This window comes from Crossiella sp. CA198 (genome assembly GCF_052078295.1).
GTDB lineage: Bacteria > Actinomycetota > Actinomycetes > Mycobacteriales > Pseudonocardiaceae > Crossiella.
On record NZ_JBQJIM010000010.1, the window covers coordinates 95612 to 114922 of the forward strand.

The following is a 19311-nucleotide window of genomic DNA, read 5'->3' on the forward strand; positions in this document are numbered from 1 at the left end:
GGTCCCAGACACATGCAAACTGCAAATAACACAAAATGCAGTAGTACTCCCGATGTGCCGGTCGGCGACTCCGTGTGACCGTTCCGGTACCGCAAGGCAGGGCAACTCACAGGAGGCGCCCGGTGGACGGCACCGGTTTTCTGGATGTCGAGGTTCGGGACGAGGCGCGGGTACGGATCGTCGGGCTACGCGGCGAGCTGGACCGGATCGCGTGTTACGAGGTACGCGAGCTGCTACTGGGGCTGGCGGTGGAGCGCCCGCGGGCGCTGGTGGTGGAACTGGGCGAGATCAGGGTGGTCTCGCCCGCGTTGCTGGTGGTCTTCGACGTGGTCGCGGCCGAGACCGCGGAATGGCCGGGCGTGCCGGTGCTGCTGGTCATCGCCAGCCCCGCGGTGCGGCTGGTCTTCGCCGCGGCCGGACTGCCCGAGCGGGTGCTGGTCTGTGACAGCCTGCCCCAGGCGATGGCCGCGCTGGAGACCGGTCCGCGCGCCCGGCGGCTGCGACTACCGGTGCCCGCCTCGCCCTCGGGTGAGCTGCTGGCCAGGGCCGCGGCCGAGCAGGTCTGCCACAGCTGGCGGCTGCCAGGGCTGACCGAGGTGCTGCCGCCGGTGGCCGCGGACCTGATCGCGCACATCGCCGCCGAACGCGGCGAGTGCGTGACGCTGCAGTTCTGGACGGATGTGCAGCGGATGGTGGTCTCGGTGCGCGGGCTGCTGCGCGGCGGCGCCGGGCTGGCGGTGCCTGCCTGGCGGGACACGGTGTCCGGGCACACCCCGACCGGGGATGGCGGCGTGGTCGTGTGGACCTCCCTCGGACTGGCTTGCGTGAAGGACTGAATCGCGGTTCACTCCTTGCATGGCCTACCGACGCACGCCCTCCGTCGACGCGCGCCGCGCCGCGACCAGGGACCGGGTGCTCGGCGTGACCAGGGAACTCCTCGCTGAGGCCGGGTACGCCGGGTGCTCGATCGCGGCCGTGGCCAAGCGGGCCGGGGTCGCGGCCGGTTCGGTGTACCTGCACTTCCCGACCAAGGCCGACCTGCTCGCCGAGGCGTTCCGCCTGGTGGTGCGGCACGAGGTCGAGGCGGTGGCGCAGGCGGTGCTGGCCGCCCCCGACCACCGCGCCGGGGTGGTCGCGGTGGTGGAGACCTTCGCCGGCCGGGCGCTGAAAGCACCCCGGCTGGCCTACGCGCTGCTGGCCGAACCCATCGACGCCGCGGTGGAACGGGAGCGGCTGCGCTTCCGGATCGCCTTCCGGGACATCGTGGCCGAGGTCCTGGGCCGGGCGGTCCGCGACGGCGATCTGCCACCGCAGAACCCGGCGGTCACCGCGGCCGCGCTGGTCGGCGCGGTCGGCGAAGTCCTGGTCGGACCCCTGGCCGCGGGCCACGCCGACCCCGACACCATCCCGAACCTGATCTCCTTCTGCTTACGCGCGATCGGAGTCGACGATGCCGTCCACCCATGAGGTCACCAACCAGGTCCCGCCGCTGACCGGCCACGACACCGCCGCCGACCCGGCGCTGCTGGACGGGCTGCACCGGGAGGGCGCGGGCTGGGCCGAACCCGAACTGCACGAGCTGGGACAGCTGGCAGGCAGCGCGCAGGCCCAGGAATGGGGCCGCCAGGCCGAGGAACACCCGCCGGTGCTGCGCACGCACGACCGGTACGGGCACCGCATCGACGAGGTCGAGTTCCACCCGGCCTGGCACCAGCTGATGACCGTCGCGGTCGGCCACGGCCTGCACGCCGCGCCCTGGGCTGATCCGCGGCCCGGCGCGCATGTGGCCCGTGCGGCCAAGTTCCTGGCCTGGAGCCAGGTCGAGGCCGGGCACGGCTGCCCGATCTCGATGACCTACGCCGCGGTGCCCGCGCTGCGCGCCACCCCGGAGCTGGCCGCCCGCTATGAACCGCTGCTGTCCGCCCCGGTCTACGACTTCGGGCTGCGTGAGCCAGCCGGCAAGCGCGGGCTGATCGCGGGCATGTCGATGACGGAGAAGCAGGGCGGCTCCGACGTCCGGGCCAACACCACCAGGGCCACCCCCTCCGGTGGCGGCGAGTACAACCTGGTGGGGCACAAGTGGTTCACCAGCGCGCCGATGTCGGACCTGTTCCTCACCCTGGCCCAAGCCCCCGGCGGCCTGTCCTGTTTCGTGCTGCCCAGGGTGCTGCCGGACGGCTCGCGCAACCGGATCCAGTTGCAGCGGCTCAAGGACAAGCTGGGCAACAAATCCAACGCCTCCGCCGAGATCGAGTACGACCAGGCGGCCGGCTGGCTGGTCGGCGAGGAGGGCCGAGGGGTCCGCACCATCATCGAGATGGTCAACATGACCCGCCTCGATTGCTGCCTGGGCGCGGCGGCCGGGATGCGCGCCGCGGTGGTCCAGGCCGTGCACCACGCCACCCACCGCTGGGCCTTCGGCAAGGCACTGGCCGACCAGCCGCTGATGGCGACCGTGCTGGCCGACCTGGTGGTCGAGTCCGAGGCCGCCACCAGCCTGGCGCTACGACTGGCCGGGGCCACCGACCGGGCCCAGCGCGGCGACGAGCAGGAGGCGAGCTTCCGCCGGATCGGGCTGGCGGTGGCCAAGTACTGGCTGTGCAAACGCGGGCCCTCCCATGCCGCCGAGGCCCTGGAATGCCTGGGCGGCAACGGGTACGTGGAGGAGTCCGGCATGCCCCGGCTCTACCGGGAGGCCCCGCTGCTCTCCATCTGGGAGGGCTCGGGCAACGTGGCCGCGCTGGACGCGTTGCGCGCCATGGGCCGCCAGCCCGAGACCGTGCACGCGTTCTTCGCCGAGGTGGACACCGCGCACGGCCTGGACCCGCGCCTGGACGCCTTCGCCGCGAAGGTGCGCGCCGAGCTGACGGACCTCACCGGCATCGAGGCCCGCGCCCGGCGCGTGGTGGAGCGGATGGCGTTGCTGCTACAGGGAGTTCAGCTGCTCCGGCACGGCAGCCCGGCGGTGGCCGAGGCGTTCTGCGCGAGCAGGCTGGGCGGGGACTGGGGCCACGCCTTCGGCACCCTGCCCGCCGGACTGGACGTCAAGGCGATCATCGACCGGGCGCGAGTTGTTCGTTCATGATCAGGAACGCGCCGAGGCCGTGCGGATCGTTGGTGATCCGCTTGCGCTGGTAGTAGTACCCGGCATCGCCCACACCGGTGCCCTCCACGATGTCCTGCACATCGGCCACCCCGCGCGAGTCGAGCACCACCTTGGCCAGCACCCCTCGGTAACCGCGCTGCGCGTTGACCAGGTAACGGCGATCCAGGTAGCCCTGCTGGACTCCCTTGGACAGCAGGTAGGTGTACATGGCTGAGGCCGAGGTCTCGGTCCAGTTCCGGGGATCCGCGGCCTTGTCCACCACCTGGAACCAGCGGCCGGTGTCCCGGTCCTGGTAGCGGGCGAAGCCCTGGGCGAGGTGGCGCACGTAGCCGATCAGCTCACCGCGGCGGGGATGGGTGCCGGGCAGGATGTCCAGGAGGTCCACCGCGGCCATGCCGAACCAGCCGATGGCTCGCGCCCAGTGCTCGCCGGAACGCTTGGCCGGGTTCTGCGACCACGAGGTGTCGCCCTGCTCGTCGTAGGCGTGGAAGAGCAGGCCGTTGGGCGCGTTGAGGTGCCGGAAGTAGACGGCCAGGTTGTCCAGGGCCTCGGTGTAGGCCCAGTTCTCATGAGTGGGCCTCTCGTCGCCGTAAGCCTTGCCGTACATGGCGAGGAAGGGTTGCGCCATGTACACCCCATCGGCCCAGAGCTGGCCTGCGAAGCCGTTGTTGTGCCACATGCCACCGTCGCTGGTCCTGGGATAGCCGGTGATGGCTCCCCGGATCCGGTCCGCGGCACGTTTGTAGCGCGGGTCCCCGGTCTCGGCGTGCAACACGATCAGCAGGGTGCCCGCGCGGATGGCGTCCAGGTTGTCGAACCGGATGCTCATCCCACCCTCGGCGTCGACGAACCGGTCGGTCCAGGCGCGCAGGTAGTCCAGGTAACGGCGGTCGCCGGTGCGTTTGTAGACCAGGTACTGCCCGTGCAGGTAGAGGCCCTGGGTGTAGGCCCAGCCACCCAGGGTGGCGGGGGAGTGGCGGCGCAGCGTGGAATCCACCACGGCGCGGGAGAGATCGGTCGCCGGGGCGGCGAGCACGGGCGTGACCGGACTGGCCGCGAGTGCGGCGCTGAGCAGCAGGGCGAGGACGCTTCCGCGGGACATGTCCTGAACAGCTACCGGAGCCGGATCGGGGTAATCAAAGCTAATGGCCGGGACCGGACAGGTGAACCACCTGCCCGATGGGGCGGCGATGAGGGCAGGAAACCCCGTGTCACATACCGATGCGGTGTCCGGCCGTCGCGGATCCCGGCCACCCTCGCCGATGCTGGCGGCGCAACGCTGGCCAGATCGAGTATCTGTCCACAGTGGACAGTCGAGGTGGAGGAGGACCGGTGTGTCGTGGTTCCGGCCGGGGCGGGCCAAGATCGCCGAACCGGCCCGGCGCACGCTGCTGTACCTGATGGCCGGGCCCAGCGCCGGGGTCGCGGTGCGCCAGGCGGTGGGCGGCGACACCGGCGCCATCGCGGGCACCGTCGACCTGCCCGGCCTGAGCACCGCCGCGGTCACCGAGGCCGTGCACGCCCTCACCGCCGCCACCGCCCCCGGCCCCGGCCTGGACCCCGCGGTCCGGATGGCCCTGCTCACCCACGCCCTGGCCGAGACCGGCCGCCGGATCTGGGCGCCGGTGCTGGCGGAATGGCCGGACCTGCGCACCGACCGGGTCGAACTGGCCCCGGTCGGCGACCTGCTGTACCTGCCCCTGCACACGGCGCTGATCGAGGACGCCCCCGCGTGCACGGTGCTGGACCTGGCGGTCCGGGTGCCGCTGCACGCCCCGGCCACGGTGCCGGTCCCGGTCGGCCACCCGGCGCCGGAACGGGACGCGGTCCCTGGGAACCCGCGCGACCTGCGTGATCCAGTGGCGGAACGCCGGACCTGCCACGGGATCCTGGACTCGGACGAGCCCTGGCGCAGCTCGGTCCTGCTCGGCCACCGGCCGCCCGCACCTGACCGGTCCCTGTCACCTGACCGATCCGCCGCGCCGGACCGGTCCGCATCCCTGGTTGTCGTGTCCGGGGGACGCCTGAGCAGCTTCGATTCCCTCCAGTTCGACTCGTTGCCGGTGGTGGGAGCGCTCTGGCCACTGCCCGGCCCGGACGGCGCCGCCGAACTGCTCGGCCACCTGCATCGCGCGCTGATCGGCGTCCCCGGCGCGTGCTCACTCGCCGAGGTGGTCGGCGCCGGGCACCGGCGCGGCCTGTCCATCGCGGTCTGGGGACCATTCGTCCACTTCGGTGCTTAACTCTCCGGGCATGGACGCGAGGTCCGGTTCGTGCCAGTCTCGGAGGTGAGGTCCTGGGGGACTGCAAACCATTGCCTGATGCGGCAGCGGCGTGATTCCTCCTGCCTCGCCCACAGTTCAGCACCGAGGAAACAGTTCAGCACCGAGGAAATCCACTCCTCGTCCCAGGGAACGGCCGCCGAGGTTCCCAGGGACGGGGCCGTGTCTGGAGGTCGTTGTGCGCAAGTCCGTATCCCGCACCACCCGGCTCGCCGTCACCGTGTTCGCGGTGACCGCCCTGGCTGGATCAACACTGGCTGGTACCGCCGCCGCGGCACCCAGTTCCCCCTGTCCGCATTCGGGCGCGTTGTGCCTGTGGGACCAGGAGAACTACCAGGGCAACCCGTTCAACGTCCGGGCGCTCGACCCCGCGGTCGGCACCTGTGTCGACCTGTTCGACCACAAGTGGGGTGAGGGCCGGGCCAAGTCCGGCTTCAACAACGGCGCGCGCACCGCGTCGCTGTTCACCAGCCGGAACTGTACCGGCAGGCCGTACCCGATCGACGCGGGCAGTGGCCACCCGAGCATCCCGATCAAGGCCAATAGCGTCTACGTGTACTGATCACGACACTGCCTGATCCGCTCGTGCCGGCGGCCGCGCCGCTCGCCGGCCCGGACGGTGATCGACGACCCGGAAGTTGTCGGGCAGCAAGGGTTTGCGGTACGGGCATCCGGTCAACCCCTCCGACACGAACGTCGGAACACAGCTCGAAAGAGGGGGCCATGACTGGTGCGGTGATGGATACGGACCATGCCTTCGGCCGCGGCTTGCAGGGCTACATCGCCGAGGTCGCGCGGCTGCTCGGCGTCGGCCTGGAATCTTGCACGATCGACCCCGAGCCCCCGGCCTCGGCCTACCTGGCGCTGGACTGGCGGCTCGATCGTTTCCCCGGCCTGGATCTGGCGCTGTTGTGGGAGGAACGCCTCGGCTGGCACGCCGCCCTGGAGTCCCGCACCGGCGAGGAACTGATCATCCTGGCCTACCTCGGCAGGTCCGTGCTGCCAGGGCCGGACGAGGTCCGCCACTTCGTCGAGGACGTCCGCGCGGGTGAGCACCGGCTCGGTCAGCCCGTGCCGCCGCGGCCGCGTCACCTCTCGCGCGCGGATCTGGCGCGGGGGCTGGCCCGCTACCGGGAACACGCGCGCACCGTCTGAGTTCCTGCTTTCAGTGGGTTCCGCGAATTCACCCGCGAGCTTTCCGATCCGCCACGCGTATACCGACGGGAGCGAGAACCGCTCCCGTCGGTTTTCTGTGTGGAGGCACCACTATGCGCCAACGCTTGTTCGCGACCGCCGCATTCGCCGCGCTGTTCTGCGTGACCGGCCTGACCGCCGGCGCCTCGAATGCGGAACCAGTCCAGGCCAGCCGCCTGGCACTGACCATCGCCCAGGGCGAGGACCCGTCCCCGGTCGCGTACCGCCGCACCCTGACCTGCCAGCCGCCCGGCGGCGACCATCCCCGCGCCATCCTCGCCTGCGCCGATCTGACCAGGGCGAACGGTGACTTCAACCGTCTTCCTGGTGATCCGCGGAACCCGGGCTGTCCGCGGGACTACCGGCCGGTGACGGTCACCGCCCGCGGCCACTGGCAGGGCCACCCGGTCCGATTCGTGCACACTTACGCCAATCAGTGCGTACTCGAAGCGGCCACCGGGCCGGTTTTCGACCTCCAGCCCAGTTAATTGTTTGCACACAGACGCGCGGTATCCCCGATTGATCGCAACCGGAAATCCTGGACCACGGCCCGGATGTCCTGCCTAATAGGGAACGTTCGTAAGTTCGCCGCCATTTTCGGAGGTAGAAAGTCATGCGGTTGCGCGCACTGGTAGTCGCCGCGTTCGTCGGCCTGACCACCCTGGTCACCGGCGTGTCCGCCAACGCCGCCCCGATCCCGGACACGGTGATCACCGACCAGTTCCAGGTCCGCGCCCAGAGCGGCACGGTCGCCACCATCTGTTCCATCCAACTGCGGGCGCAGTGGCCCTCGGACACCGCGAACGTGCGGATCGCCTTCCAGGGCCGCACGAACTGCGGCGCCCCGATGATCATGACCGGCCAGTCGACCCTCTACAACGAGACCCGCCAGATCGAGCAGGTCGGCCCGCGGTTCGGGTTCGCCTACCTGTACCAGGGTCTCAGCGCGGGCAGCCACACCCCGGTTTCCCGTGGCGCCGAGCAGATCCTGGGCTACACCACCACGCTGATCGCCCCGCAGGGCCAGGTGTGGCGGCAGGCCCCTCGTCAGTGCACCGGTCTGTACACCCGGGTGCTGACCTGCTCGTTCGAGCGGTCCTTCGTGGTCTGACGGCACAGCCCGAACTGACCACACGGCAGTGACCAGCGGGGCCCGGGACGATCTCCCGGGCCCCGCGTCCCAGACGACCGGCACGCCGGCCGGGGCCACCCGGTCACCCCTCGGCGTGCCGGCCGTCGACGCCTTGCCTGATCAGCCCCCCAGTCGGATCAGCCCAGCTCGCGCAACGCGGGCAACAGCGTCGAGGCGGCGAAGCCCAGGAACTCCTCCTGATGCCCGCCACCGATCTGCACCAGCGCGACATCGGTGAACCCGGCGTCGACGAACTCGCGCACGCTCTTCAGGATCGGCTCGACCTCCGGCCCGCACGGGATCGAGGCGGCCACATCCTCCGGAGTCACGAACTGGGTAGCTCCGGCGAACCCAGCGGGGCCAGGCAGTTCGGCGTTGACCTTCCAGCCACCGCCGAACCAGCGGAACTGCTCATGCGCCCTGGCCACCGCGGCGTCCCGGTCCTGGTCCCAGCACACCGGCAGCTGACCGATCTTGCGGGTCGGCGAGTGGTTGCCGCGGCTGGCGTCCCAGGACTCGCACAGTCCCGGTTCCGGTTCCACCGCGATCATCGCGTCGGCGGCCAGGGCGAAGCGGGCCACGGACTGCGCGCCGGAGACCGCGACCGCGATGGGCACGCGCACCTCGGGCAGGTCCCACAGCTTCGCCGAGTCCACCCGGTAGTGGCTGCCGGAATGGTTGAGGTAGCCGCCGTCGAAGAGCCCGCTGATGATCTGGACCGCCTCGTCGAGCATCTCGTGCCGGATGTTCGCCGGCGGCCAGCCCGCGGCGGTGATGTGCTCGTTGAGGTTCTCGCCAGAGCCCAGTCCCAGGGTGAACCGGTTGTCCGACAGCAGCTGCACGGTGGCCGCCTTCTGGGCGACCACGGCCGGGTGGTAGCGGATCAGCGGGCAGGTCACGTAGGTCATCAGCCCGACCCGCTCGGTGCGCTGGGTGACCGCGCCCAGCACACTCCAGGCATACGGCGAGTGGCCCTGACTGTCCAGCCAGGGCGAGTAGTGGTCGCTGATCACCTCGAAGTCGAATCCGGCCTGCTCGGCGGCCGCGGCGTCGCGGACCAGCTGGGCCGGTCCGGCCTGTTCGGTCATCAGTGTGTAGCCCCACCGCATCGCGCGTCCTCCTCGGCCTCGTGCTGCCCGCCCACCGGCATACCCGGACCGCCGTGGCCCAACCCCGGTCTTGGCGATCATCCCAACGGGGTACCTGCCGGACATGACGCTGACAGTGGGGGTCGAGGAGGAGTTCCTGCTGGTGGATCCGGCCACCGGGCGGCCGATCCGCGCGGCCGCGGCGGTGCTGCGCCGCGCAGGCCCCCTGGATACCGGAAATCTGCACGCCGAGCTGATGACCACCCAGGTCGAGGCCGCCACCGGCGTCTGCGCCGAACTGGCCGGACTCGGCGCGCAGCTGCTCGCGGCCCGGCGGCGGCTGGTCGCGGCCGCGCGCGCCGAGGGGTTGCTGCTGCTCTCCACCGGCACCCCGGTGCTCGACGGCGCGGCGCCGGAGCTGGCCGAGGGGGAGCGGTTCGCCGAGATCGGGCGGCGCTACGCCGGGATCGTCCAGGACTACCAGGTCTCCGGCTGCCACGTGCACGTCGGCGTGCCGGACCGGGAGACCGCGGTCGCGGTGATGAACCACATCCGGCCCTGGCTGCCGACCCTGCTCGCGCTGGCGGGCAACTCGGTGTTCTGGGCCGGGCGGGACACCGGCTACGCGAGCTGGCGGATGGTCTGCCAGTCCCGCTTCCCCGGCTCCGGACTGCCGCCCGGCTTCGGTTCGGCGCAGGAGTACGACGCCGAGGTGGCCCGCCTGGTCGACTGCGGGGCGCTGGTCGATGAGACGCAGAGCTTCTGGTTGCTGCGCCCCTCACCGCGGTTCCCGACCCTGGAGTTCCGGGTCGCCGACGCGGTGCCCACCGCGGCCGAGGCGCTGCTGCAGGCCGGGCTGGCCCGCGCACTGGTGCGCACCGGACTGTCCGAAGTGGAGTCGGGACGGCCTGCACCGGTGCTGCGGGAACAGGTCGGCGCGGCCGCGGTGTGGTCGGCCGCCCGCTACGGCCTGGCCGGGCCCGGCGTGCACCCGGTGCACGAGAAGCGGTTGCCCGCGAGCGGACTGGTGGCCGAACTCCTGGATTGGCTACGCCCGGCGCTGAGTGCCGCCGGTGACCTGGCGACGGTGACGGACCTGCTGAACACGCTGGTCGACCGGGGAATCGGCGCCCAGCGGCAGCGGGCGGCCGCCGCCGGGGGACCGGCCGCGGTGGTGGACTTGCTCGCCGCCGAGGTGACCCGTGCTTGAGCAGGCCCGAACCGGGTATTCGCGGGACGTGTCGATGACTGCCGTTCACCCCGGCCCGGTGCTCCCACGCCCGCGCGGTCCGCTGTCCGCGGCGGTCGTGCGCATTCTGCGGGAGGAGCCGGGCCGGGCGAGCTTCCCCCTGCCCGGCGAGCCGGAGCCCTTCGGTGAGGATCTGCACCTCGCCCTCTACACCCTCTACGAGCTGCACTACCAGGGTTTCACCGAGGCCGATCCGGAATGGGAGTGGGATCCGGCGCTGATCGCCTTCCGCACGGTGCTGGAGCGGACCTTCCTGGCCGCGCTGCGCGCCGGGATCCCCGGCGGCGACGATGTCGGGTCCACAGTGGACGAACTACTGGTGGAACCGGCCGACGCTCGCGGGGTCACCCACTTCCTGCGCGATGAGGCGGAGTGGTGGCAGCTGCGCGAGTACCTGATGCTCCGCTCGCTTTACCACCTCAAGGAGGCCGATCCGCACGCCTGGGTGCTGCCCCGGCTGCGCGGGCGGGCCAAGGCTGCGCTGGTCGCGGTGGAGTTCGACGAGTTCGGCGGCGGCAGCGCCGAGCGGATGCACTCCCAGCTCTACGCCGACCTGCTCGCCGGGGCGGGGCTCGATCCCGGCTACCTCGCCTACCTGGACCAGACACCGGCCGTGGCACTCGCGACGGTCAACATGATGTCCCTGTTCGGCCTGCACCGCGCCCTGCGTGGCGCGCTGGTCGGGCACTTCGCCGCCGCCGAGATCACCACCGCGCCCAGTGCCGCCCGGATGGCGCTGGCGCTGGAACGACTCGGCGCCGACCCGGCCTGCGTGTTCTTCTACACCGAGCACATCGAGGCCGACGCGGTGCACGAACAGGTGCTGCGGCACGAGGTGCTCGGCGACCTGCTGGCGCGCGAACCGGGACTGGCCGCCGACGTCGTGCTCGGTGTGCAGGCCACCGAGTTCCTCGAACAGCGGCTCGGCGAGCACCTGCTCGGCCGCTGGCGGGCCGGGCACAGCGCACTCGTCTAAGCCTTGACTTATATAAGCCGGTACGGTGATGATGACGGCGTGCACGCGTTCGACGTACTCGGTGACCCGGTCCGCAGGCGGATCCTGGAGTTGCTCGCCGCCGGTGAGCAGAGTTCCGGGGAACTGACCGCGATCATCCGCGCCGAGTTCGGGATCTCCCAGCCCGGGGTCTCCCAGCACCTGCGGGTGTTGCGGGACAACGGCTTCACCACCGTGCGCGCCGAAGGCGCCCGCAGGCTGTACGCGGTCGACCCGGCCCCGCTGCGCGAGGTCGACGGCTGGCTGGAGCAGTTCCGCGGGTTCTGGAACCAGCACCTGGACGCCCTGGCCACCGAACTGGCCAGGGGTAAACGTGCCCGCCGCCTCGCCGGACCAAAGGACGAATCATGATCGACATCGCCCAGCAGCTCGCCGCGATCCACCGTGCGGTGGGCCATCGCACGCTCGCCGAGCACGAGGTCGTCGCGGTCACCCTCCGCCGCGACTACGACGCCGAGATCGCCGATGTGTGGGAGGCCATCACCGATCCGGACCGGGTGCGGCGCTGGTTCCTGCCCCTGTCCGGCGAACTGCGCGAGGGCGGCACGTTCCAGTTGGAGGGCAACGCGGGCGGGGACATCCTGACCTGTCAGGCGCCGCGGCTGTTGAAGGTCACCTTCGGCGGCCCGGTCAGCCTGGTCACCCTCACCCTGACCGAGGGCGAAGCGCCAGGGACCACCGTGCTGGAGCTGGACCACACGGTGCCGGTGGAGATGGCCGGCAGTGGCGCGGGCGCGCTCTATGTCGGCCCTGGCTGGGATGGCGCGTTCCTCGGCCTGGCGCTGTACCTGGCCGGGGAGGTCGCCGACGATCCGGCGGCCGCGGCGAATTCCATTGAGGGACAGACCTTCTCCCAGGGGTCGGTGCACGCCTGGGCGGAGACGGTGCGGGCCTCCGGCACCGCGACCGAGGAGGAACTGGCGGCGGCGGTGCGGGTGTCGCTGGCCCAGTTCGCGCCCGCGCTGGGTGGTCAGTCGTCCTGAGTGGACTTCGCCCGGCGGCGATGGCTGGTGTCGCACAACGGATACCGCTTGCTCCGGCGGCACAGGCAGAGCGCCACCTGGAACCGGGTGCAGTGCAGTGTCTCGCCATCAGGCAGCTCCAGCTCGACGGGGCCGTCGACCAGCAGCGGCCCGCCGGTCACCAGCCGCAGTCGGCGGGGCCGGTCAGCGGGTCCGGTCGGCACGGATCACCACCAGCTCCTCCTCGGTCTCGCCGGGCTCGGCGAATCCTTGACGCACCAGCCATTCCGCGCGGGAGCGCAGCACCGGGCCGTAGGGAATCCGGTCCCTGGCCACGACGGCGGCCTTGAGTCCGCCCGCGCGCAACCGGCCCAGGGTGTCGCCGGTGCCCGCGAAGGCCGACTGGACGATCAGCATGGTTCCCTTGCGGGTCAACAGTTCCGGCGCCCGCGCGCACAGCGGGTCGAGCAGCGCGCGGCCGTCCCGCCCCGCGTCCCAGGCGCGGGCCGGGCCACGCGCGGGCGGGCCGTCTCCGGCGGCGGGCACGTACGGCGGGTTGGCCAGCACGAGGTCGAACCGCCTGCCGCGCAACCAGGTGCGCAGGTCACCTCGGCGCACCCGCACCCGCGGCCAGTGCCGCAGGGTCCGCAGCCGGGCGGCGAGCACCGCGCGCCGGGACACGTCGAGCGCGGTCACCTCGGCCGCGCCCGCGATGGCCGCGGCCGCCGCGATCGCGCCGGAACCGGTGCCGATGTCCAGTACCCGCGCGCCGGTGGGAAACGGCGCGGCGAGCATGGCGTCGAGCAGCAGTGTCGTATCGCGCTGGGGCGCGTACACACCGAGCATTCCGAGCAGGTTCACGCCGAGCGGATACCTCGGCGCCGACTGTCCAAACGCGCCGATCCAGTCCGTCGCCGCACCCGCGGTGGTCCCGGGTGCCGGTAACCGCCGTGGCCGGAAGTAAACCAGCACTGTGGGTGGTAACCCGTCCACCGCCGGTAGCCGATCCCGTTGTGGCGCCGGGAAAGCACCCCGCTCAGCGTCGCCGCGAACTGATCCCGGCCTGCCGCACCAGCAGGTCCCGCACCTGGCCGGCATGCCGCCTGCTGACCGCGAGCACCACCTCGCCCAGGCACACCGTCATCGCCCCGCCCTCCATCCGCAACGCGGTGATCGCCTGCACCGCGACCAGCCTGCTCCGGTGGATCCGCACGAACCCCGCATCCGCCCACCGCTTCTCCAGGGTGGCCAGCGCCGCCCGCACCAGGTGGCTGCCCTGGGCGGTGTGCAGCCGGACGTAGTCGCCCTGCGCCTCGGCCCAGCGCACCGCCGACAGCGGCACGGTCCGGGTGATCCCGCCCAGCTCCACCGGGATCAGCTCGTCCGCGGCGGGCCGGGGCGGCGGCGGCAACGGCGAGTCCGGCACGGCGCGCTGCTCCAGCGCGAGCAGCACCCGGTGCACCGCCTCGGCCAGCCGTTCCGTCCGCACCGGTTTGAGCAGGTAGTCCACTGCCTTCAGCTCGAAGGCGTCCACCGCGAAGTCCCCGTGCCCGGTGACGAAGACGATCACCGGGGGAGTGGCGAACCGGGACATCAGCCGGGCCAGGTCCGGCCCGCTGAGTCCGGGCATCCGCACATCCAGGAACACCGCGTCCGGCGGCGTGCCCGCCTCGGTGGCCTGGGCCAGATAGCGCAACGCGGTCAGGCTCTGGGTGGCCCCGTCCACCGGCCCGAGCCGGGAGTCCTGGCGCAACTGGTGCAGCAGCTCCCGCAGCACCGGGTCCTCGTCGTCGATGACCAGCACCCGCGGCCCGTGGCCGGTCCGGTCGTCACGATGGATTCCGTGCCAGCCCGGATCAGGCACCGAGACACCCCCAAGGCGGTGAAGTGCGGAACCAGATCTTCCCGCGCCGCGAGGCCTGCCGCCAAGGGGATGTTCGGCTGAGTGTCGCTACATATTGATCATGTGTCCGGCGAGGCCGTGGATGGCCTCCTTGACCGCCTCGCCCAGCGTCGGGTGCGCGTGCACGTTGCGCGCCACCTCGTGCACGGTCAGGTCCCACTGCTGGGCCAGGGTCAGCTCCGGCAGCAGTTCGGTGACCTCCGGGCCGATCAGGTGACCGCCGAGGAACTCGCCGTACTTGGCGTCGGAGATCAGCTTGACGAAGCCGCGGGTGTCGTTGAGTCCCGGCGCCTTGCCGTTGGCGGTGAACGGGAACTTGGCCACCTTGACCTCGTACCCGGCCTCCCGCGCCTGCGCCTCGGTCAGGCCGAAGCTGGCGATCTGCGGCTGGCAGTAGGTCGCGCGCGGGATCATGGTGAAGTCCAGCTCCATGGTCTCCACGTTCGCGATGGTCTCGGCCGCGATCACGCCCATGGCCTCGGCGGCGTGCGCGAGCATCAGCTTCGCGGTGACATCGCCGATGGCGTAGATGCCGGGCACGTTCGTGCGGCCGCGGCCGTCGATCTGGATCGCGCCGCGTTCGGTGAGCGCCACCCCGGTGTTCTCCAGGCCGTAGCCGGTGGTGTTGGGGGCGAAACCGATGGCCTGCAACACCTTGTCCGCGTGCAGTGTCTCCGCGCCCTTCGGCCCGGTGACCTCGATCCGCACCTGCTCGCCGGAGTCGTCGATCCGGTCCACCCTGGTGCTGGTGCGCACCGTGATGCCCAGTTTGCGGTAGTGCTTGGCCAGCTCCTTGGACACCTCCTCGTCCTCAAGGGGGACCAGGCGGTCCAGGTACTCGACGATGGTGACCTCGACCCCGTAGTTGACCAGCACGTAGGCGAACTCGACGCCGATCGCGCCTGCCCCGGCGATCACCACGCTGCCGGGCAGCTCCTCGGCCAGGATCTGCTCCTCGTAGGTGACCACGCGGTCGGACAGCGTGGTCCCGGGCAGCAGCCGCGGCGAGGCCCCCGCCGCGATGATGCAGTGCTCGAAGCTGATCGTCTCGGTGCCGCCGTCGGCCAGGGCGACCTGGATCCGCTTGGCGTCCAGGAACGCGCCGCGGCCGGTGAACTCGGTGATGCCGTTCTTGCGCATCAGGAAGTGCACGCCCTTGACCCGGCCGTCGGCGACCTGGCGGCTGCGGCGGTAGGCGGCGCCGTAGTCGACGCTGACCTTCCCGCCCTCGACGGAGAAGCCGTACTCCTGCGCCTCGTGCTGGAAGATGTGCGCCAGCTCGGCGTTGCGCAGCAGCGCCTTCGACGGGATGCAGCCCACGTTGAGACAGACCCCGCCCCAGTAGCGCTCCTCGATCACCGCGGTCCGCAGGCCGAGTTGCGCGGCTCGGATCGCCGCGACGTACCCGCCGGGTCCGGCGCCGAGCACCACGACATCGAAATGTGTACTCACCCGCAACACCCTACGCACGGTCGGCCTAGCAGACCCGCCAGAGGAGGGGCCGGGGCCGGGTGAGCTGTTGCACTTCGTGTTCGTGGCGCCCGGGGCCGGGGTGGCTCAGGCCGGGATGCCCAGCTCGGCCAGCCAGGCCGCGGTGCCACGCGGCTCGGCGCCCAGCAGCGCCTGCCCGCCCTGTTCGGCCGGGAAGCTCAGGTGCGGCAGGGCGGCGATGTCGCGGTAGGAGGCGGCGATGCCCGCGGCGGCGGCCGCACCGAGCAGCGGGGCGAGCAGCACCTGGAACTCGGCGGGAGTGAGCTGCTGGTAGCGCACCGGGCGGCCGTGGTGCGCGGCGAACCCGGCGGCCAGCTCCGGGCCGGTGAGGGTCTCGCCCAGGTGCACCTCTTCCGGCGCGTTCGCCCGGGTCAGCGCGGTCACGGCGGCCTCGGCCACGTCCAGGTGGCTGACCCAGGCGATCGGCTGGTCCGCGCGCACCGGGTAGCTCAGGGTGTCCTCGGCGCGCAGCCGGTCCTGAATGGGCGGCAGCAGCAGGTTCTCCCGGAACAGCCGGGGCGCGAGCAGGGTGGCGGGGACTCCGCCCGCGCGTAGGCCGGCGGCCAGCCCGGAGATCGCGGCGAGGCGGTCGTCGCCGACGCCGCCGCTGGTGGAGATGACCACCTGGCGCGGCTTGGCGGCCAGCACGGCGGTGGCCAGTGCCTTGGCCCAGCGGCCGGGCGCGGCCGGATCCGGGGTGATCGGGAAGTGGATGAACGCGGCTTCCACCCCGGCATAGGCGCTGGTGAGCGCGGAAACGTCGTCGAGTTCCGCGACCGCGCGGGTGAGCGGGCGGACGTCGTGGCCGTTGGCCGTCAGCAGCGCCGCGACGGGGCCGCCCTGGGCGCCGGTGGCGCCGTGCACGAGGTAGGTCATGCGGCTATAGTTCCGATGGGGAATCAGTTTCCTCAAATGAACTAATGGAGTTTGGATGAGTGAGCCGGAGCACACTTTGCCGGAGTGTCCGATCGCCCGGTTCCTGACCGTGCTGGAAGGCCCGTGGGCCACCCTGGTCGTCCGGGAGCTGCTCATGGGGCCGCGCAGGTTCACCGAACTGCGGGCCGCGCTGCCCGGGATCAGCCCGAAGACCCTGTCCGCGCGGTTGAAGGGACTGGAGCGGGCCGGGCTGCTCACCCGCACCCCGTACGCCGAGGTCCCGCCCCGGGTCGAGTACGAACTGACCGAGGCGGGCTACCGGTTGCAGACCGTCTTCACCGCGATGGCCGAATGGGCCGAACGCGATCTTCCGGTGCGCTGAGCGCGTGCTCGCCCAGCCATTCCAGTAGCAACGCCCTGGTCAGCGGGGTGCGTTCGATCAGCACCGAATGTTCCTGGTCCGGGATGACCACGGTCCGGCAGCGCGGCAGCAGCTTCTCCAGCCAGGGGGCCTGCGCGGCCAGGTCGGACCGGTCGCCGTAGATGCCGAACACCGGCGCCTCGATCGCGGCCACCTCGTCCTCGGTCAGCACCTGGCTGGCCGGGATGTCCTCGGCGATCGTGGTGCTGTGCAACAACTTCGCCGCGCCCTTGGCCAGCCGCGCGGTGTGCGGGTTGTACTCGGCGGCGATCCAGGCCAGGGATTCCTCGCGTACCAGTTCCCGCTTGGCCCGCGCCAGGTTGCTCGCCATCTTCGGCTGCCAGGGCGCCAGTGCGGGTTCGGATTCGATGAAGGCCAGGCTGGCCACCAGTTCCGGGTTGGCCGCGGCCAGGCCGAAGGCGACTGTGCCGCCGAAGGAGTTGCCGATCAGGTGCACCGGGCGGCGCACGTTCAACCGGTCCAGCAGGTGCCGCAGATCGCCGACGAAACGTTCCAGCTGGTAGCCGCTGGCGGGTCGGTGACTGCGGCCGTGTCCGCGCAGGTCGTACATGAGCACCTCGTACCCGGCCGCGGCCAGCGCCGGGCCGAGGGTGAAGTAGTAGCTGGCCAGGCTGTCGGTGAGGATGCCGTGCACGCACACCACCATGGGCGCCTCCCGGCCGTCGCCGCGGGGGAGCAGGCGCTGCACGTGCACGTCGAGTCCGCAGACCGTCAACAGGGTCACCGGCGCCGCTCCGTCCCGGCCGCCCGCAGCGCGGCGACGATGTAGTCGACCAGGTGCCCGACGGTCAGCCCGATCAGCGCGTCCAGGTCCAGCCCGGCCAGGAAGGCGGCCAGGTTGACCGGTTCGCCGTAGCGGGCCCGCAGCGCGGTGGCCAGCTTGACCAGGTCGATGCTCTCCAGGTCCAGGTCGTCGTGGAACCGGCACCAGCGGCCGATGGCCACATCGTCGAGTCCGTAGTGCTCCAGCAGGGTCCGGATCATCACGGTGACCTCGGCCAGCACCTCGTCGGCGTCGACCGCCGCCGGTATCGCTAGTTCGGGCATGGGAAATGGCCTTTCGAATCGGCTCAGGGCCCGCCGGACGTTATTGCCGCATAATGAACCTGGTCAACACCCGAACGTCGGGCCTTTCTGTGATGCGCATCCGATGACAAACGTGATGATCAAGGTTTAGCGGGCGCTGACAAGAAAACGAATTCCAGAAATTGCCGCGTAACCTTGCTTCCGGGAATGGCGTTGGGTGGGGTGAGCCAATCCCGTGCGATGAGGAGTCAATGAAGATGAACAATCGCAGCAGGCTTGCCGGGGCACTGGCCACGGTGACCGTCGGGGCGATGCTGACCACGGCCGGCGTGCTGGCGGGCGCGGGCACCGGCATCGCCGCACCCCCGGCCGAGCTGACCCTGGTGTACAGCTGCCCGTTCCCGTTGATCGGCGTGAAGGACATGTCGGTCAAGATCACCGTGACCGGTCTGCCGGAGAAGCCGGTGGCCGGTCAGCCCACCCCCGAGGTGGACGTGACCGCGGTGGCCACCGTGCCGGCCGATGCCACCGCCGGACTGAAACTGGTCTCGGCGGCCACCATCGAGGGCAAGGCGACCGCGGACACCAAGCTGGACAACGCCGGACTCGCCCTGGACCTCAAGGTGCCGATGACCTTCCCGAAGACCCCGATCCCGGATTCGGGTCCCTTCGACGTCATCGCCAAGGGCAAGGCCCCGTCCTTCGCGCTGCCCAACCCGGGCCGCACCACGATCGACGTCGGTGACTTCCTGACCACGCTCACCCCGCTCAAGGCCGACGGCACGCCGACCGGCCTTGGCACCTTCGATTCGGCCTGCACCATCAAGAAGACCGATCCGGCACAGAAGACCAGGCTGTACGAGGTCGACGTGCTGCCGCCTGGCACCACCACCACGACGACCAGCAGCACGACCTCCAGCAGCACCACCAAGCCGACCAGCACCACGACCAGCCCGTCGAGCACCACGACCAGCCCGACCTCGACCTCCACCACCCCGCCGCCTGCGGACCTGGAGATCAGCTACGGCCTCAACGGCAAGTCCCACATCAAGAAGCTCAACACCCCGGTCGTGCTCGGCCCTGGTGAGTTCGCCGCCAAGGTCAACCTGACCTCCGGCGCGCTCACCGGCGATCTGTCCCTGCCCAAGACCAAGGCCAGCTTCAAGCTCTTCGGGTTCATTCCCACCGAGTCCGTGGTGGAACTGCTGCCCGTCGGCAAGACCACCGGCACCTTCACCGGCGGCGTGGTCAAGTCCAGCTCCAAGGTCACCATCCGGCTGCCCGACATCCGGATCTGGGGCATCCCGGTGGTCCTCGGCAACACCTGCCAGACCACCAAGCCCGCTGACATCGCGCTCAACTCGGGTCCGAACTTCAACCCGATGGTCGGCGGCACGCTCACCGGCGACTACGAGATCCCGGCCTTCGCCGGGTGTGGCGCCTTCATCACCAACGTGGTCAGCGCCGTGACCTCCGGTCCCGGCAACACGATCACGCTCGACCTGAAGAAGGCGTAACCAGCCCCCGGGTGCGGACGGCGTTCGC

The 19311-nt window shown here is 71.1% G+C and carries 23 protein-coding genes; 14 read left to right on the top strand and 9 right to left on the bottom strand.

The features are described from left to right. Positions 1-122 precede the first annotated feature (122 nt). The 3 genes from ACTOWY_RS18105 to ACTOWY_RS18115 are packed head-to-tail and all read left to right on the top strand — an operon-like array spanning position 123 to position 3085. Positions 123-836 carry an STAS domain-containing protein gene (locus tag ACTOWY_RS18105; protein WP_441310806.1) on the top strand — a complete coding sequence of 238 codons (714 nt, stop codon included), beginning with the start codon at positions 123-125 and terminating at the stop codon, positions 834-836. A 19-nt stretch (positions 837-855) separates the two neighbouring features. Beyond that, positions 856-1467 (top strand): TetR/AcrR family transcriptional regulator, encoded by a 612-nt coding sequence (locus ACTOWY_RS18110; RefSeq protein WP_441310807.1) that lies wholly within the window; start codon positions 856-858, stop codon positions 1465-1467. Then, complete coding sequence (locus ACTOWY_RS18115) at positions 1451-3085, top strand: acyl-CoA dehydrogenase family protein (RefSeq protein WP_441310808.1); 1635 nt, start codon at positions 1451-1453, stop codon at positions 3083-3085. The genes ACTOWY_RS18110 and ACTOWY_RS18115 overlap by 17 nt, the downstream gene beginning before the upstream one ends. Here the strand turns inward: ACTOWY_RS18115 and ACTOWY_RS18120 are convergent. Then, the gene (locus ACTOWY_RS18120; protein ID WP_441310809.1) at positions 3054-4208 is read right to left on the bottom strand and encodes a glycoside hydrolase family 88/105 protein; all 1155 of its coding nucleotides are present in this window, start codon (positions 4206-4208) and stop codon (positions 3054-3056) included. The two genes, ACTOWY_RS18115 and ACTOWY_RS18120, sit on opposite strands and share 32 nt — an antisense overlap. 232 nt (positions 4209-4440) lie before the next feature. Here ACTOWY_RS18120 and ACTOWY_RS18125 point away from each other — a divergent pair, with 232 nt between their 5' ends. The 5 genes from ACTOWY_RS18125 (at position 4441) to ACTOWY_RS18145 (ending at position 7693) form a co-directional block, all read left to right on the top strand. Beyond that, a complete protein-coding gene (locus ACTOWY_RS18125) occupies positions 4441-5349 on the top strand; it encodes a hypothetical protein (protein WP_441310810.1) in 909 nt (302 codons plus the stop codon). Between the two features lie 217 nt (positions 5350-5566). Then, complete coding sequence (locus ACTOWY_RS18130) at positions 5567-5950, top strand: peptidase inhibitor family I36 protein (protein ID WP_441310811.1); 384 nt, start codon at positions 5567-5569, stop codon at positions 5948-5950. Positions 5951-6126: 176 nt separating this feature from the next. Continuing rightward, positions 6127-6543 (top strand): DUF6292 family protein, encoded by a 417-nt coding sequence (locus ACTOWY_RS18135; RefSeq protein WP_441310812.1) that lies wholly within the window; start codon positions 6127-6129, stop codon positions 6541-6543. Between the two features lie 113 nt (positions 6544-6656). Continuing rightward, positions 6657-7070: an SSI family serine proteinase inhibitor gene (locus tag ACTOWY_RS18140; protein WP_441310813.1), complete on the top strand. Its 414-nt coding sequence runs from the start codon at positions 6657-6659 to the stop codon at positions 7068-7070. A 125-nt stretch (positions 7071-7195) separates the two neighbouring features. After that, entirely contained in the window at positions 7196-7693 is a 498-nt protein-coding gene (locus ACTOWY_RS18145) for a hypothetical protein (RefSeq protein ID WP_441310814.1), read from the top strand. Between the two features lie 158 nt (positions 7694-7851). Here ACTOWY_RS18145 and ACTOWY_RS18150 read toward each other — a convergent pair whose 3' ends face one another. Then, a complete protein-coding gene (locus tag ACTOWY_RS18150) occupies positions 7852-8823 on the bottom strand; it encodes a TIGR03557 family F420-dependent LLM class oxidoreductase (RefSeq protein ID WP_441310815.1) in 972 nt (323 codons plus the stop codon). A gap of 103 nt (positions 8824-8926) precedes the next feature. On the opposite strand from ACTOWY_RS18150, the gene ACTOWY_RS18155 reads away from it, so the two are divergent. The 4 genes from ACTOWY_RS18155 to ACTOWY_RS18170 are packed head-to-tail and all read left to right on the top strand — an operon-like array spanning position 8927 to position 12049. Then, positions 8927-10012: a carboxylate-amine ligase gene (locus ACTOWY_RS18155; protein WP_441310816.1), complete on the top strand. Its 1086-nt coding sequence runs from the start codon at positions 8927-8929 to the stop codon at positions 10010-10012. A 34-nt stretch (positions 10013-10046) separates the two neighbouring features. Further along, positions 10047-11027, top strand: a complete 981-nt coding sequence (locus ACTOWY_RS18160) for an iron-containing redox enzyme family protein (protein WP_441310817.1) — start codon at positions 10047-10049, stop codon at positions 11025-11027. A 39-nt stretch (positions 11028-11066) separates the two neighbouring features. Beyond that, positions 11067-11417 carry an ArsR/SmtB family transcription factor gene (locus ACTOWY_RS18165; RefSeq protein WP_441310818.1) on the top strand — a complete coding sequence of 117 codons (351 nt, stop codon included), beginning with the start codon at positions 11067-11069 and terminating at the stop codon, positions 11415-11417. After that, a complete protein-coding gene (locus ACTOWY_RS18170; RefSeq protein ID WP_441310819.1) occupies positions 11414-12049 on the top strand; it encodes an SRPBCC family protein in 636 nt (211 codons plus the stop codon). Before ACTOWY_RS18165 ends, ACTOWY_RS18170 begins: the two co-directional genes overlap by 4 nt. Here the strand turns inward: ACTOWY_RS18170 and ACTOWY_RS18175 are convergent. From ACTOWY_RS18175 to ACTOWY_RS18195, 5 genes are all read right to left on the bottom strand, one after another. After that, positions 12037-12252: a CDGSH iron-sulfur domain-containing protein gene (locus tag ACTOWY_RS18175; RefSeq protein ID WP_441310820.1), complete on the bottom strand. Its 216-nt coding sequence runs from the start codon at positions 12250-12252 to the stop codon at positions 12037-12039. The two genes, ACTOWY_RS18170 and ACTOWY_RS18175, sit on opposite strands and share 13 nt — an antisense overlap. Further along, positions 12233-12889, bottom strand: coding sequence for a HemK2/MTQ2 family protein methyltransferase (locus ACTOWY_RS18180; protein WP_441310821.1), 657 nt, complete (start codon positions 12887-12889; stop codon positions 12233-12235). Before ACTOWY_RS18180 ends, ACTOWY_RS18175 begins: the two co-directional genes overlap by 20 nt. A 175-nt stretch (positions 12890-13064) precedes the next feature. Next, positions 13065-13892 carry a LytR/AlgR family response regulator transcription factor gene (locus ACTOWY_RS18185; RefSeq protein ID WP_441310822.1) on the bottom strand — a complete coding sequence of 276 codons (828 nt, stop codon included), beginning with the start codon at positions 13890-13892 and terminating at the stop codon, positions 13065-13067. 87 nt (positions 13893-13979) lie between these two features. After that, complete coding sequence (gene lpdA, locus ACTOWY_RS18190; protein WP_441310823.1) at positions 13980-15383, bottom strand: dihydrolipoyl dehydrogenase; 1404 nt, start codon at positions 15381-15383, stop codon at positions 13980-13982. Positions 15384-15488: 105 nt separating this feature from the next. Beyond that, positions 15489-16298, bottom strand: coding sequence for an NmrA family NAD(P)-binding protein (locus ACTOWY_RS18195; protein WP_441310824.1), 810 nt, complete (start codon positions 16296-16298; stop codon positions 15489-15491). A 55-nt stretch (positions 16299-16353) separates the two neighbouring features. Between ACTOWY_RS18195 and ACTOWY_RS18200 the strand changes: the two genes are divergently transcribed. Beyond that, on the top strand, positions 16354-16680 hold the full coding sequence (locus ACTOWY_RS18200; RefSeq protein ID WP_441310825.1) for a winged helix-turn-helix transcriptional regulator: 327 nt from the start codon (positions 16354-16356) through the stop codon (positions 16678-16680). On the opposite strand, the gene ACTOWY_RS18205 is transcribed toward ACTOWY_RS18200, so the two are convergent. Both ACTOWY_RS18205 and ACTOWY_RS18210 read right to left on the bottom strand, forming a co-directional pair. Continuing rightward, positions 16634-17464 carry an alpha/beta fold hydrolase gene (locus tag ACTOWY_RS18205; RefSeq protein ID WP_441310826.1) on the bottom strand — a complete coding sequence of 277 codons (831 nt, stop codon included), beginning with the start codon at positions 17462-17464 and terminating at the stop codon, positions 16634-16636. The two genes, ACTOWY_RS18200 and ACTOWY_RS18205, sit on opposite strands and share 47 nt — an antisense overlap. Further along, positions 17461-17787, bottom strand: a complete 327-nt coding sequence (locus tag ACTOWY_RS18210) for an acyl carrier protein (protein WP_441310827.1) — start codon at positions 17785-17787, stop codon at positions 17461-17463. Before ACTOWY_RS18210 ends, ACTOWY_RS18205 begins: the two co-directional genes overlap by 4 nt. 230 nt (positions 17788-18017) lie before the next feature. Here ACTOWY_RS18210 and ACTOWY_RS18215 point away from each other — a divergent pair, with 230 nt between their 5' ends. Beyond that, positions 18018-19283 (top strand): DUF6801 domain-containing protein, encoded by a 1266-nt coding sequence (locus ACTOWY_RS18215; RefSeq protein ID WP_441310828.1) that lies wholly within the window; start codon positions 18018-18020, stop codon positions 19281-19283. Positions 19284-19311 lie beyond the last annotated feature (28 nt).

Bases quoted from the DNA above. Each gene is read 5' to 3' on its own strand.
- ACTOWY_RS18110 (WP_441310807.1), top strand. From the start codon at position 856: ATGGCCTACCGACGCACGCCCTCCGTCGACGCGCGCCGCGCCGCGACC.
- ACTOWY_RS18115 (WP_441310808.1), top strand. From the start codon at position 1,451: ATGCCGTCCACCCATGAGGTCACCAACCAGGTCCCGCCGCTGACCGGC.
- ACTOWY_RS18120 (WP_441310809.1), bottom strand. From the start codon at position 4,208: ATGTCCCGCGGAAGCGTCCTCGCCCTGCTGCTCAGCGCCGCACTCGCG.
- ACTOWY_RS18135 (WP_441310812.1), top strand. From the start codon at position 6,127: ATGGATACGGACCATGCCTTCGGCCGCGGCTTGCAGGGCTACATCGCC.
- ACTOWY_RS18140 (WP_441310813.1), top strand. From the start codon at position 6,657: ATGCGCCAACGCTTGTTCGCGACCGCCGCATTCGCCGCGCTGTTCTGC.
- ACTOWY_RS18145 (WP_441310814.1), top strand. From the start codon at position 7,196: ATGCGGTTGCGCGCACTGGTAGTCGCCGCGTTCGTCGGCCTGACCACC.
- ACTOWY_RS18150 (WP_441310815.1), bottom strand. From the start codon at position 8,823: ATGCGGTGGGGCTACACACTGATGACCGAACAGGCCGGACCGGCCCAG.
- ACTOWY_RS18155 (WP_441310816.1), top strand. From the start codon at position 8,927: ATGACGCTGACAGTGGGGGTCGAGGAGGAGTTCCTGCTGGTGGATCCG.
- ACTOWY_RS18160 (WP_441310817.1), top strand. From the start codon at position 10,047: ATGACTGCCGTTCACCCCGGCCCGGTGCTCCCACGCCCGCGCGGTCCG.
- ACTOWY_RS18170 (WP_441310819.1), top strand. From the start codon at position 11,414: ATGATCGACATCGCCCAGCAGCTCGCCGCGATCCACCGTGCGGTGGGC.
- ACTOWY_RS18195 (WP_441310824.1), bottom strand. From the start codon at position 16,298: ATGACCTACCTCGTGCACGGCGCCACCGGCGCCCAGGGCGGCCCCGTC.
- ACTOWY_RS18200 (WP_441310825.1), top strand. From the start codon at position 16,354: ATGAGTGAGCCGGAGCACACTTTGCCGGAGTGTCCGATCGCCCGGTTC.
- ACTOWY_RS18210 (WP_441310827.1), bottom strand. From the start codon at position 17,787: ATGCCCGAACTAGCGATACCGGCGGCGGTCGACGCCGACGAGGTGCTG.
- ACTOWY_RS18215 (WP_441310828.1), top strand. From the start codon at position 18,018: ATGAAGATGAACAATCGCAGCAGGCTTGCCGGGGCACTGGCCACGGTG.